General features: G+C 72.4%; 1 protein-coding gene and 1 pseudogene. Both read right to left on the bottom strand.

Going from position 1 to position 15,204, the window contains the following annotated elements:
* Positions 1-113: 113 nt before the first annotated feature.
* On the bottom strand, positions 114-965 hold the full coding sequence (locus IGA62_RS25060) for a metallophosphoesterase family protein (protein ID WP_145818583.1): 852 nt from the start codon (positions 963-965) through the stop codon (positions 114-116).
* Between the two features lie 157 nt (positions 966-1,122).
* Positions 1,123-15,183: pseudogene (locus IGA62_RS25055) on the bottom strand (type I polyketide synthase); the annotation flags it as partial.
* Positions 15,184-15,204: the final 21 nt, after the last annotated feature.

Genomic DNA, 15,204 nt, shown 5'->3' with positions numbered 1-15,204 from the left:
GCCCAACCCCTACGGACCCCTCATTCAGCTGTGGTCGGCGGGCCCTCGGGCAGGCCGGATAACAGCAGCCTGAGGCGGTCGGAACGGCCCTGCCGCCGGCCCGGCGCAGGCGGTCAGGCGAGGTGTCCGGCGGGGGCCGGCAGGAGGGACCGCAGCCGGCCGGGAGGGGTGGCGCGGCGACGCCACTCCCGCGGGTAGCCGACCGACACCTCCTCGAACCGCACCCCGTCGTACCAGGTGGTGCGCGGGATGTGCAGGTGACCGTAGACGGCGACGCGGGCGTCGTAGCGCAGGTGCCAGTCGGCCGTCAGGTCGGTGCCGCACCACTGGGCGAACTCGGGGAACCGCAGGATGCGGGTCGGCTCACGGACCAGCGGGTAGTGGTTGACCAGGACGGTGGGCAGCCCGCCACGCTCCGTGTCCAGCCGGCGCTCGGTCTGGATCACCCGCGCCCGGCACCAGGCGTCCCGGCTCGGATACGGGTCCGGGTGCAGCAGGATCTCGTCGGTGCAGACGACCCCGGTCTCATGGGCCCGCGCCAACGCCTGCTCCCGGGTGTACGTCCCCGGGGGCCGCCACGTGTAGTCGTAGCCGACGAAGAGCGGGGCGATGAGCACGGGATCGCCGTCGGCGTCCCACACCGGGTACGGATCCTCCGGGGTGACCACCCCCAGCCGGCGGCACAGCTCGACCAGGTGCCGGTAGCGCGCCTCGCCGCGCAGCTGCACGGCGTCGTCCCGGGGCGTCCACAGTTCGTGGTTGCCCGGTGCCCAGATCACCTTGGCGAACCGCTCACTGAGCAGACCGAGCGCCCACTCGACGTCGGCGACGAACTCGCCGACGTCACCGGCGACGATCAGCCAGTCCTCGTCGTTGCCGGGGCGCAGGCCCTCGACGATCGCGCGGTTCTCCGCGTACACGACGTGCAGGTCGCTGATCGCGAGCAGTTGGCGGACGTGGGTCACACGGAACCTCCCGTACCTCCGGGTACCCGCGCGCACCCCACCGTCCGTCCCGCGTACCGACCGGGGACGACCACCTGACGGGCTCCGACCCTACGGAGCCCGTCCGGCGGTGGCACACCCCTAGATGCGCGCGGCGCACCCCTAGGGCGGATGGCGGTCACGACTTGCCGAACTCCCGCGCGATGATGTCGAAGATGTCGTCCTCCGTGGCGCCGGCCAGGTCGTCGGCCACGTCGACCGGCTCCCCGGCGGGGGCCTCAGCGGCTGCCGTGGGCGACGCACCGCCCCGCCACCGGGCGACCAGGTCCTCCAGCCGGCGGGTGATCTCCGCGTCGTCACGCCGATCCCCCGGAACGGCCCGCAGGAGCTGGTCGAGCCGCTCGATCTCGGCGACGACCGGACTGGCCGCCCCGTGCGGCACCAGCTCGGCGCACAGGTGCGCGGCGAGCGCCGCCGGCGTCGGGTGGTCGAAGACCAGGGTCGTCGGCAGGGTCAGACCGGTCTCGGCGGTGAGCCGGTTGCGCAGCTCGACGGCGGTCAGCGAGTCGAAGCCGAGTTCCAGGAATCCCCGGCCGGCCCGGATCGCCGCCGGGGTGCGGTGCCCCAGGACGGTGGCCGCGGTGCCGCGTACCAGGTCGAGCAGGGTGCGCTCCCGCTCGGCCTCGCCTGCGGCGGCGAGCCGGTCCCGCAGGTCCTGCGGTGCCCCGGTGTCCGCCGTCGGCGTCTCCGGCTGACCGGCGACGCCGGCCTCCGGAATGCCGTCGAGCAGCGGGCTGGGACGCAGCGCGGTGAAGGACGCGGCGAACCGGTCCCAGGCCACGTCGGCGACGACCACCGAGACGTCGTCCCGGTCGAGGGCACCCTGCAACGCGGTGACCGCCAGCTCCGGCGCCATCGCCGGCAGGCCGCGCCGGGCCAACTGCTCCTGCTGTTCGCCCTGGGCCATGCCGGCCCCGGCCCACGGGCCCCAGGCCACGGCCGTGCCGGCGAGGCCACCGGCCCGCCGCCGCGCGACCAGCCCGTCGAGGTACGCGTTGGCCGCCGCGTAGCCGGCCTGCCCCGCCGAACCCCACACGCCCGCGATGGAGGAGAACACCACGAACGCGTCCAGCCCGTCGGGCAGCAGCTCGTCGAGGTGGGCCGCCCCGTCGACCTTGGCCCGCAGCACCTGGGCCAGCTCCTCGGCGGTCATCGCGGCGAGCGGAACGGACTGCGCCGCACCGGCCGTGTGCACGACGGCACGGACGGGGTCACCCTGCCCGGCCAGGCCCTCGATCAGCGCCGACAGCTGCGCCCGGTCGGCGACGTCACAGGCGGCCACGGTCACCCGAGCCCCCGTCGCCCTCAACCGCTCGGCCAGCTCCACCGCGCCCGACGCCCGCTCACCCTGCCGACTGGTCAGCACCACATGACCGGCCCCGGCACCGATCGCCCACTCGGCGACCCGCGAGCCGAGCGCCCCCGTACCGCCGGTGACCAGCACCGTCCCCGACAGCCGGAAAGCCCGGCGTACCGGATCATTCGCGGCACGCACCAGCCGCCGGACGAACACCCCCGACGGCCGCACCGCCACCTGGTCCTCGACACCGCCCGCCAGGGCCCCGGCCAACCGACGGACCGTCCGGCTGTCCACCGTCTCCGGCAGATCCACCAGGCCACCCCACCGGCGCGGTTCCTCCAACGCCGCCACCCGGCCGAGCCCCCACACCGCAGCCCCGAGGGCATCCGTCACGGCATCGGAGCGCCCGACGGACACCGCGCCCCGGGTCAACCACCACACCCGGCCGCCCACGCCGGCAGCACCCAACGCCTGCACGGTCGACAGCGCCTCACCGACACCCGCACCGGCGAGCGACAGCAGCGACACGACTCCGGTCACCTTGCCGACGTCGCGGAGCGCCTTCGCCACCAGCTCGCGGTCGTCGGCCGGGCCGTCGAGCGTCACCGTCCGGACCTCCCCGCCGGCTTCGGTCAGACCGTCGGTCACGGCCGCGAGCACTGCGGCGTCCAAGCCGAGGTACGGCACCAGCAGCAGCCACGTGCCGGACAGCGCCGGCTCGGCATCCGGTACGGCAGTCCAGTCGACCCGGTAGCGCCAGGAGTCGGCGGTGGAACGCTGCCGTCCCTCCCGCCGCCACCGGGCCAGCTTCGGCAGCAACGCACTCAACGGCTGATCCGCGTCGAGCTGGAACTGCTCCCCCAGCCCGGCCAGGTCCTCCTGCTCCACCGCCGCCCAGAACCGCTCGTCGGTCTCCGACGCGGGGGCTGCGGCAGGGGCGGCGGCCAGCGGGGTGTCGTACAGCCAGTACCGCTGTCGTTGGAAGGCGTAGGTGGGCAGATCGACGGTGCGCGGCTGGTGGCCGTGCTGGGTGAACCAGCCCGCCCAGTCCACCGGCGTGCCGGTCACCTGCAGCCGGGCCAGAGCGGTCACGAGGCTGCTCGCCTCGGGCTGGTCCCGCCGCAGTACCGGAACCAGATGCACCGTCCGGTCGGTCGTTGTGTCGGCGGCCATCGCCGTCAACGTCGCATCCGGCCCCACCTCCAACACGGTGGCCACACCCAACCCGTGCAGCGTGGCCACCCCGTCGCCGAACCGCACCGCCTCCCGCACATGCCGCACCCAGTACTCCGGGCTTGCGATCTCGGACGGATCCGCCACCTGACCGGTCACGTTCGACACCACCGGCACCCGAGGCGCAGACCAGTTGAGGCCCGCGATGGCGGCACGGAACTCGTCGAGCATCGGCTCCATCAACCGCGAATGAAACGCATGACTCACCGACAACCGCCGCGTCCGCCAACCCCGCTCGGCGCAACCCTCGGCCACCCGATCCAACTCGGCGACCGGGCCGGACAACACCACAGCCCTGGGACCGTTCACCGCCGCCAAGTCGACACCGTCACCGGCCAGCTCACGCACCTCAACCTCGGGCGCACCGACCGCCAACATCCCCCCACCAGCCGGCAACGCCTGCATCAGAGAGCCTCGCGCCGCCACCAGAGCACACGCATCCTCCAGCGACAACACCCCCGACACGTACGCCGCCGTCACCTCACCAATCGAATGACCCGCAACGTAGTCCGCCGTCACACCCCACGACGACAACAACTCATACAGCGCCACCTCGACCGCGAACAGACCCGCCTGCGTGAACACCGTCTGATCCAACAAGCCCGCAAGCTCGGTGCCCGAATCGGCGAACACCACCTCCCGCAACGAACGATCCAACCGCCCCTCAAAGAGGGCACACACCCGATCGAACACATCCGCGAACACCGGGAACCGGTCGTACAGCTCCCGACCCATCCCCGACCGCTGCGCACCCTGACCCGTGAACAGCAACGCCCGACGACCCGACACCACCTCACCAGTCACCAGACCGGGAACGGAGCCGCCATCAGCCAGAGCAGTCAGACCCTCCACCAGGTCGTCACCGGCCGTCCCGAGCACCACCGCGCGGTGCTCCAACGCCGCCCGAGCCGTAGCCAGGGACCAGCCCACGTCGACCGGTGACTGTTCCTGGGCCCGGCGCAGGTGCTCGGCGAGGCGGCCGGCCTGCCTGTTCAGGGCCTCCACCGAACGCCCCGACACCAGCCACGGTACGAGTGGCATCCCGGTGGTCACCGGCTCGGCCTCGACCGACGCCACGGACGGCACCGGTTCTGGCTCCGGCTGCTCGACGATGACGTGCGCGTTCGTCCCGGAGATGCCGAACGACGACACCGCCGCCCGACGCGGCCGATCCACCGCAGGCCACGAACGCGCCTGCGTCACCAACTCCACCGCACCGGTCGACCAGTCCACCTTCGACGACGGCACGTCCACGTGCAGAGTCGCCGGCACCACACCGTGCCGCATCGCCAGCACCACCTTGATGATGCCCGCGACACCGGCGGCGGCCTGCGAGTGGCCGATGTTCGACTTGATCGACCCCAACAACAGCGGCTCGTGCCCGTCACGACCCTGCCCGTAGGTGGCCAGCAACGCCTGCGCCTCGATCGGGTCCCCGAGCGTGGTGCCGGTGCCGTGGGCTTCGACCACGTCCACGTCCGCCACGCCCAGGCGGGCGTTGGCGAGAGCCTGCCGGATCACCCGCTGCTGCGAGGGGCCGTTCGGCGCGGTCAACCCGTTCGACGCACCATCCTGGTTCACGGCACTGCCCCGCACCACCGCCAGGACCCGACGACCGTCACGCCGCGCATCGGAGAGCCGCTGCACCAACAGCACCCCGACGCCCTCGGACCAGCCGGTCCCGTCGGCGCCCTCGGCGAACGACTTGCACCGCCCGTCCGGGGCGAGACCGCCCTGACGGGAGAACTCGACGAAGGTGGCCGGCGAGGCCATCACGGTGACGCCCCCGGCGAGAGCCAGGTCGCACTCCCCCGACCGCAGGGACTGCGCCGCCAGATGCAGCGCCACCAGCGACGACGAACACGCCGTGTCGACGGTGACCGCCGGCCCCTCGAACCCGAACGAGTACGACACCCGCCCTGACAGCACGCTGGTCGCGTTGCCGGTGAGCAGGTGACCGCCGACCTCCTGGTCCCGACCCATCGCCGTCGAGGCGTACCCCTGGAAGCTGGCACCCGCGAAGACGCCGACCCGTTCGCCCTTCAGGCGCGACGGGTCCACGCCGGCCGACTCGATCGCCTCCCAGGACACCTCCAGCAGCAGCCGCTGCTGCGGGTCCATGGCCAGCGCCTCACGGGGCGAGATCCCGAAGAACTCCGCGTCGAAGGCCCCCGCGTCGTAGACGAAGCCGCCCTGGCGCGGAAAGGACGTGTCGGTGAGCTGGCCGTCGAGGAACTTGTCCCAGCCCCGGTCGAGCGGGAAGTCGGAGATGCCGTCCCGGCCGGTGGTGAGCAGTTCCCAGAGCTGGTCGGTGTTGTCGACACCGCCGGGCAGGCGGCAGCCCATGCCGACGATGACGATCGGGTCGTCGTCGACCGCGATGGCCCGCTCCTCGGCCACCGCCGGAGCTGGCGCACCGGTCAGTTCGGCGCCCAGGTGAGCTGCCAGGACCAGCGGCGTCGGGTGGTCGAAGACCAAAGTGCTGGGCAGAATGAGGCCGGTCTCGGCGGTGAGCCGGTTGCGCAGCTCGACGGCGGTGAGCGAGTCGAAGCCCTGACGCTGGAACGCCCGGTCGGCCGGTACGGCGTCCGGTGTCGCGTGCCCGAGTACGGCGGCAGCCTGGGCTCGGACGAGGTCGAGCAGGTACGCGTCCCGCTCGCTGCGTGTCATGCCGGCGAGCCGGCGGCCAAGCTGCGTGCCGTCCCCGGTGTCTCCACTGGCGTCGGCCTGCGCGGGTCGCGCGTCGGGGATCTCGTCGAGCAGGGGACTCGGGCGCAGGGCGGTGAAGGACGCGGCGAACCGCTCCCAGGCCACGTCGGCCACGACCACCGAGACGTCGTCCCGGTCGAGGGCCCCCTGCAACGCGGTGACCGCCAGCTCCGGCGCCATCGCCGGCAGACCACGCCGGGCCAGTTGCTCCTGCGCCTCGCCCTGCACGGCCATGCCACCGCCGGCCCAGGGCCCCCACGCCACGGCGGTGCCGACGGCACCCCGGTCACGGCGACGTGCGATGAGCGCGTCCACGAAGGCGTTGGCCGCCGCGTACCCGGCCTGGCCCGCCGAACCCCACACGCCCGCGATGGAGGAGAACACCACGAACGCGTCCAGCCCGTCGGGCAGCAGTTCGTCGAGATGGGCCGCCCCGTCGACCTTGGCGCGGAGCACCTCGGCCAGCTCGTCCTGGCTGACGTCAGCGAGGGGGGTGAACTGGGGGGCTCCGGCGGCGTGCACGACGGCGCGGACGGAATCGCCCTGTTCCGCCAGGCCCGCCAGCAGCGTCACGACCTGCGCCCGATCGGCCACGTCACAGGCCGCGACGGTCACCCGCGCCCCGGACGCCCGCAACCGCTCGGCCAACTCCACCGCACCCGGAGCCCGCTCCCCGCGACGGCTGGTCAACACCACGTGCCCGGCACCCGCACCGACCGCCCACTCGGCGACCCGCGAGCCGAGCGCCCCGGTACCGCCGGTGACCAGCACCGTCCCCGACAGCCGGACGGCCCGGCGCGCCGGATCAGCCGAGGCACGCACCAACCGCCGGACGAACACTCCCGAGGAGCGCAGAGCGAGCTGGTCCTCGGTGCCGGCCGTCACCATCCCGCAGAACCGGCGGACAGCCCGCTCGTCCATCTCCTGCGGCAGATCCACCAGGCCGCCCCATCGGCGCGGCTGTTCCAACGCCACCACCCGGCCGAGACCCCACACGGCGGCCCCGACCGGATCCGCAGGCTCGTCGGCCCTACCCACCGACACCGCACCCCGGGTCACCCACCACACCCGGCCGCCCAGGTCGCAGTCACCCAACGCCTGCACCACTGCCAGCGCCGCACCGACACCCGCACCCGCGAGCGACAGCAGCGACACCACCCCGGTGAGGTCGCCCGCGTGGGACACGGCGGTGCGCAGCCGCTCGGCAACCTCGTCGCGGCGCAGGGCCTGCGGGTCGAGGAGCACCGTCACGACTTCAGCGCCGTGCGCGGCCAGGCCCGCGACCACAGGGTGGTCGGCCAGCGTCGGCGGTGCCAGCACCAACCAGGTCCCGGTCAGACCCGCCTTGGGTACGGACGCCGCCGGCCGCCACTCGACGCGGTAGCGCCAGGAGTCGGCGGTGGAGCGCTGCCGTCCCTCCCGCCGCCACCGGGCCAGCTTCGGCAGCAACGCACTCAACGGCTGATCCGCGTCGAGCTGGAACTGCTCCCCCAACCCGGCCAGGTCCTCCTGCTCCACCGCCGCCCAGAACCGCTCGTCGACGTCACCGTCCGGACGCGAGGTCACGCCTCCGGCAGCCGTCACCTCCGGCCAGTACCAGGTGCGCTGGAAGGCGTAGGTGGGCAGGTCGACGGTGCGCGGCTGGTGGCCGTGCTGGGTGAACCAGCCCGCCCAGTCCACCGGCGTGCCGGTCACGTGCAACCGGGCCAACGCGGTGACCAACGCGGTCGTCTCCGACTGGTCCCGCCGCAGCGCGGGAACCAGATGCACCGTCCGGTCGGTCGGCGTGTCCGCGGCCATCGCCGTCAACGTCGCATCCGGCCCCACCTCCAACACGGTGGCCACACCCAACCCGTGCAGCGTGGCCACCCCGTCGCCGAACCGCACCGCCTCCCGCACATGCCGCACCCAGTACTCCGGGCTTGCGATCTCGGACGGATCCGCCACCTGACCGGTCACGTTCGACACCACCGGCACCCGAGGCGCAGACCAGTTGAGGCCCGCGATGGCGGCACGGAACTCGTCGAGCATCGGCTCCATCAACCGCGAATGGAACGCGTGACTCACCGACAACCGCTTGGCCCGCCAACCCCGCTCGGCGCAACGCTCCGCCACCCGATCCAACTCGGCAACCGGACCAGACAACACCACAGCCCTGGGACCGTTCACCGCCGCCAAGTCGACACCGTCACCGGCCAGCTCACGCACCTCAACCTCGGACGCACCGACCGCCAACATCCCCCCACCAGCAGGAAGGGCCTGCATCAACGAACCCCGCGCCGCCACCAGAGCACACGCATCCTCCAGCGACAACACCCCCGACACGTACGCCGCCGTCACCTCACCAATCGAATGACCCGCAACGTAGTCCGCCGTCACACCCCACGACGACAACAACTCATACAGCGCCACCTCGACCGCGAACAGACCCGCCTGCGTAAACGCCGTCTGACCAAGGAGAACCCCGAGCTCCGTACCCGACTCGGCGAACACCACCTCCCGCAACGGATACACGAGCCGACCCTCGAACAGGGCACACACCCGATCGAACACATCCGCGAACACCGGGAACCGGTCATACAACTCCCGACCCATCCCCGACCGCTGCGCACCCTGACCCGTGAACAGCAACGCCCGACGACCCGACACCACCTCACCAGTCACCAGACCGGGAACGGAGCCGCCATCAGCCAGAGCAGTCAACCCGGTCACCAGGTCATCGCAGCCACCACCCAGCACCACTGCCCGGTGCTCCAACGCCGCCCGAGTGGTGGCCAACGACCAACCCACGTCCACCGGCGACAGCTCGGCGTACTCCCGGACAAACCCGGCCAACCGGCCCGCCTGCCCGGCCAGGGCCTCCGCCGACCGCCCCGACACCAACCACGGCACCACCGGCAACGCGTCAGCCGCTGGTCCGGCCTCCACCGACGCCACGGCCGGATCCGACACCGGTTCGACTTCGGCCTGCTCGATGATCACGTGGGCGTTGGTGCCGGAGATGCCGAACGACGACACCGCCGCCCGACGCGGCCGATCCACCACAGGCCACGGACGCGCCTGCGTCACCAACTCCACCGCACCCGCCGACCAGTCCACCTTCGACGACGGCGCGTCCACGTGCAGCGTCGCCGGAACAAGCCCGTGGCGCATCGCCTGCACCACCTTGATGATGCCCGCCACACCGGCAGCCGCCTGCGTATGACCCAGGTTCGACTTCACCGAGCCGAGCAACAACGGCTCGTCCCGATCCTGCCCGTACGTGGCCAGCAACGCCTGCGCCTCGATCGGATCACCCAGCGTCGTACCCGTACCGTGCGCCTCCACCACGTCAACGTCCACCGTCGACAACCGCGCGGACGCGAGAGCCTGCCGGATCACCCGCTGCTGCGACGGACCGTTCGGCGCGGTCAACCCATTCGAGGCGCCATCCTGGTTCACGGCACTGCCCCGCACCACCGCCAGGACCCGACGACCGTCACGCCGCGCATCGGAGAGCCGCTGCACCAACAGCACCCCGACGCCCTCACCCCAGCCCGTGCCGTCCGCCGAGTCCGCGAACGACCGGCACCGCCCGTCGGCGGAGAGTCCCCGCTGCCGGGAGAACTCCACGAAGGCACCGGGGGTGGACATCACGGTCACACCGCCGGCCAGGGCCAGGTCGCACTCCCCGGACCGCAGGGACTGCACCGCCAGATGCAACGCCACCAGCGACGACGAACACGCCGTGTCCACGGTGACCGCCGGCCCCTCGAACCCGAACGAGTACGACACCCGCCCCGACAGCACGCTGGCGGAGGCTCCGGTGGCGCCGTAGCCGGCGAGGTCTTCGCCGCCGTGCCGGATGAGACTGTCGAAGTCCTGCCCGTTCGTGCCGGCGAAGACGCCGACGCGGCTGCCGCGCAGGGAGTTCGGGTCGATCCGGGCGTCCTCGATCGCTGCCCAGGACACCTCCAGCAGCAGCCGCTGCTGCGGGTCCATGGCGACCGCCTCGCGGGGCGAGATGCCGAAGAAGTCCGCGTCGAACGCGCCCGCGTCGTCGAGGAAGGCCCCCTGCGTGACGTACGACGCTCCGGGGTGATCCGGGTCGGGGTGGTACAGCGCGGCCAGGTCCCAGTGCCGGTTCGTGGGGAAGTCGGACATCGCGTCGACACCGTCGGCGAGCAGCCGCCAGAACTCCTCCGGCGACCCGGCTCCGGCGGGGAACCGGCAGCCCATGCCGACGATGACGATCGGGTCGTCGTCGACGGGGCGTACCGCCGGGTGTCCCGTTTCGGGCCGGGCGTGTTCGCCCAGCAGTTCGGTACGGACGTGGGCCGCCAGGGCGGTGGGGTTCGGGTGGTCGAAGGCGAGGGTCGCGGGCAGCGTGAGCCCGGTGGCGGCGTCGAGCCGGTTACGCAGTTCGACGGCGGTGAGGGAGGTGAAGCCGAGGTCCCGGAACGCGCGCCCGGCCGGCACCTGGTCGGCGCTGCCGTGGCCCAGCACCGCCGCGACCTCGGCGCGCACCAGGTCGTGCAGAGCGTCGAGTTGCTCGGCCTCGGAGAGCCCGGCGAGGCGGTGCCGCAGGACGCTGCCGCCGCCGGCCCGGTCGGCGGTAGCGGCGTCGGTCACCTGGGGTGCGGTCAGCAGGTCCCGGATCAGCGGATCGGGTCGGCCACCGACGACGCTGGCGGACACCCGGTTCCAGTCGACGTCGGCGACAACCAGGTGGGTCTCGTCGTGGTCGAGTGCCCGGGTCAGGGCGCGGACAGCCGTCACGGGGTCCATCGCCGCGATGCCGTTGCGGGCCATCCGGCGTTCGAAGTCGCCGGCGCTGACCCCGCCGTCGGCCCACAGGCCCCAGGCGACGGAGGTGGCCGGCAGTCCCTCGGCCCGGCGGCGTCGGGCCAGGGCGTCGAGCCAGGCGTTTCCGGGGGCGTAGTTGGCCTGCCCGGGTCCGCCCATGGTCCCGGCCAGGGAGGAGAACAGGACGAACGCCGACAGTTCGTGGTCACGGGTCAGCTCGTCGAGATTGCGGGCAGCGTCGACCTTGGCCCGCAGGGCGGTTGTCATCTGCGCGACGGTGAGGGCGTCGACCAGGGTGTCGTCGAGCGCCGCCGCGGTGTGCACGACGGTGGTGAGCGGTAGGTCGGTAGGGATGGTGGAGAGCAGGTCGCGCAACGCGTCCCGGTCGGCCACGTCGCAGGCCGCGACGGTGACCCTGGTGCCGAGTCCGGTCAGCTCCTCGGCCAGGGCTCCGGCACCGGGGGCGTCGGGGCCGCGCCGGCTGACGAGCAGCAGGTGGTCGACGCCCGCCGCCGCGAGAGCGCGGGCGACGTGGCCGCCCAGCGCACCCGTACCGCCGGTGACGAGCGCTGTGCCACGTGGGGTCCAGCTACGGCCGGGGCCGACCGGCTGACTGGCGTGGACCAGCCGTCGGGCGTACGCGCCGGTGGCGCGGAGGGCGAGCTGGTCCTCGGCGCGCTCACCGCCGAGCAGCCGGCGCAGCAGCCGTACGCCGCGTGCGTCCACCGTCTCGGGCAGGTCGACGAGGCCACCCCAACGGTGGGGGTGCTCGGCGCGCAGCACGCCACCGAAGCCCCAGAGCATCGCCTGGTCGGGGTCGACGAGGGCGTCGCGGGGGTCGACGGAGACCGCGCCCCGGGTGGCGATCCAGAGACGGGCGGCGATCCCGGCGTCACCGAGGGCCTGGGCGAGGGTGACCGTGGCGGCGAGACCGGCCGGCACGGAGGCGGAGTCGGGATGCGTACCGGAGGCGAGGCCGAGCAGGGACAGGACGGTCCCGGGCTGTCCCTCGGCGTACGCCTCGGTCAGATCCTGCGCGAGACGCGCTCGGTCGCTTCCGGCGGCCACCGGCAGTACCCGTACGCCGGGGGCGGTGAGTGCGGTCGTCCACTCCCCGGCGGTGCCGTCGGGCTCGGCGGGCACGACGAGGAGGAGGTCCCCGGTCTCGCGGCGGGTGCTGTCGGGCAGCGGCTGCCAGGTGACCCGGTACCGCCACGAGTCGAGGGTCGACTCCGTCTCCTGGCGGCGTCGCCATGCGGAGAGGGCGGGGAGTACGGCACCGAGCGGGGCGTCGGGGTCGACGGCGAGGGTGGCGGCGAGCGTCTCGGCGTCCTGGTTCTCGATGACCTGCCAGAACGCCTCGTCACCGGGGGAAGTGACGCGGCCCTCGACACCGTGGGCCCGGGTACGGGCGTTGAGCCAGTACCGCCGGTGGTGGAAGGCGTAGGTGGGCAGGTCGACGGTGTGCGGCTGCCCGCCGGTCTGGGTGAACCAGCCCGTCCAGTCGACGCGCGTACCGGTCACGTGCAACCGGGCCAACGCGGTGACCAACGCGGTCGTCTCCGACTGGTCCCGCCGCAGGGCAGGAACCAGATGCACCGTCCGGTCGGTCGGCGTGTCGGCGGCCATCGCCGTCAACGTCGCATCCGGCCCCACCTCCAACAGCGTGGTCACACCCAACCCGTGCAGCGTGGCGACCCCGTCGCCGAACCGCACCGCCTCCCGCACATGCCGCACCCAGTAGTCCGGGCTTGCGATCTCGGACGCATCCGCGACCCGACCGGTCACGTTCGACACCACCGGCACCCGAGGCGCAGACCAGTTGAGGCCCGCGATGGCAGCGCGGAACTCGTCGAGCATCGGCTCCATCAACCGCGAATGGAACGCATGACTCACCGACAGTCGTTTGGCCCGCCAACCCCGCTCGGCGCACAGGCCGGCCACCCGATCCAGCTCGGCAACCGGGCCGGACAGCACCACAGCCCTGGGAGCGTTCACCGCCGCCAAGTCGACACCGTCACCGGCCAGCTCACGCACCTCAACCTCGGGCGCACCGACCGCCAACATCCCCCCACCAGCCGGCAACGCCTGCATCAGAGAGCCTCGCGCCGCCACCAGAGCACACGCATCCTCCAGCGACAACACCCCCGACACATACGCCGCCGTCACCTCACCAATCGAATGACCCGCAACGTAGTCCGCCGTCACACCCCACGACGACAACAACTCATACAGCGCCACCTCGACCGCAAACAGACCCGCCTGCGTAAACGCCGTCTGATCAAGGAGAACCCCGAGCTCCGTACCCGACTCGGCGAACACCACCTCCCGCAACGGATACGCGAGCCGACCCTCAAACAGGGCACACACCCGATCAAACACATCCGCGAACACCGGGAACCGGTCATACAACTCCCGACCCATCCCCGACCGCTGCGCACCCTGACCCGTGAACAGCAACGCCCGACGACCCGACACCACCTCACCGGCGACCAGCCCCGGAGCCGAGCCGCCCTCGGCAAGCGCCGCCAAGCCGGCGGACAGGTCGTCGCGGGACGTGCCCAGCACCACGGCCCGGTGCTCCAACGCCGCCCGGGACGTGGCCAACGACCAACCCACATCAACCGGCGACAGCTCGGCGTACTCCCGGACAAACCCGGCCAACCGGCCCGCCTGCCCGGCCAGGGCCTCCACCGACCGCCCCGACACCAACCACGGCACCACCGGCAGGTCCACGCCGACCGAGGCCTGCGTCAGCTCGTCCTCCGCCTCGGCCTGCTCGACGATCACGTGGGCGTTGGTGCCGGAAATGCCGAACGACGACACCGCCGCCCGACGCGGCCGATCCACCACAGGCCACGAACGCGCCTGCGTCACCAACTCCACCGCACCCGCCGACCAGTCCACCTTCGACGACGGCACATCCACATGCAGAGTCGCCGGAACAAGCCCGTGGCGCATCGCCTGCACCACCTTGATCACACCCGCCACACCGGCAGCCGCCTGCGTGTGACCGAGATTCGACTTCACCGACCCCAACAGCAACGGCTCGCGCCCGTCACGACCCTGCCCGTACGTGGCCAGCAACGCCTGCGCCTCGATCGGATCACCCAGCGTCGTACCCGTACCGTGCGCCTCCACCACGTCAACGTCCACCGTCGACAGCCGCCCGGACGCGAGAGCCTGCCGGATCACCCGCTGCTGCGAGGGGCCGTTCGGCGCGGTCAACCCGTTCGACGCACCGTCCTGGTTCACCGCCGTACCCCGCACCACGGCGAGGACGCGGTGGCCGTTGCGGCGGGCGTCGGAGAGGCGTTCCACGAGGAGCACGCCGACGCCCTCGGACCAGCCGGTCCCGTCGGCACCCTCGGCGAACGACTTGCACCGCCCGTCCGGGGCGAGACCGCGCTGCCGACTGAAGTCGATGAACGTTTCCAGCGTGGTCATCACGGTGACGCCGCCGGCCAGCGCGAGCGTGCACTCGCCGGAACGCAGCGACTGCACCGCCAGGTGCAACGCCACCAGCGACGACGAACAGGCCGTGTCGACGGTGAGCGCCGGCCCCTCGAAGCCGAACGTGTAGGCGACCCGGCCGGAGAGCACGCTGCTGGCGGTGCCACCGCCGATGAAGGCGTCCAGGGTGTCCGGGACCTCGTCGAGCCCGGCGGCGTAGTTGTGGTACATCATGCCGGCGAAGACACCGACGCGGCTGCCGCGCAGGGAGAGCGGGTCGATCCGGGCGTCCTCGATGGCCTCCCAGGACGCCTCCAGCATGAGCCGCTGCTGCGGGTCCATGGCCAGGGCCTCGTACGGGGAGATCTTGAACAGGTCCGGGTCGAAGTTCCCGGCGTCGTGCAGGAACCCTCCTTCGCGGGCGTAGGTGCTGCCCCGCCGCTCCCCCGTCGGGTCGTACGCCCGGTCGGTGTCCCAACCCCGGTCGACGGGGAAGCCGGTGACGCCGTCGGTGGCGGTGGCGACGAGGTCCCACAACTGCTCGGGCGAGCGGACCCCGCCCGGGTAGCGGCAGCTCATCCCGACGATCGCGATGGGCTCGTGGTTCTTGGCGTCGACCGCCTTCAGGCGTTCGCTGGTCTCGTGGAGGTCAGCGGTGACGCGCTTGAGGTACTCACGGAGCTTGGCTTCGTTCGCCATCGGGGATTCACCTGTCGCGTT

Origin of the sequence: Micromonospora sagamiensis (assembly GCF_014680085.1) — a bacterium.
In the GTDB taxonomy this organism is placed as follows: domain Bacteria; phylum Actinomycetota; class Actinomycetes; order Mycobacteriales; family Micromonosporaceae; genus Micromonospora; species Micromonospora inyonensis.
Note: the sequence above shows the minus strand (reverse complement) of the source record. Positions and strands in the feature narration are given on the sequence as shown.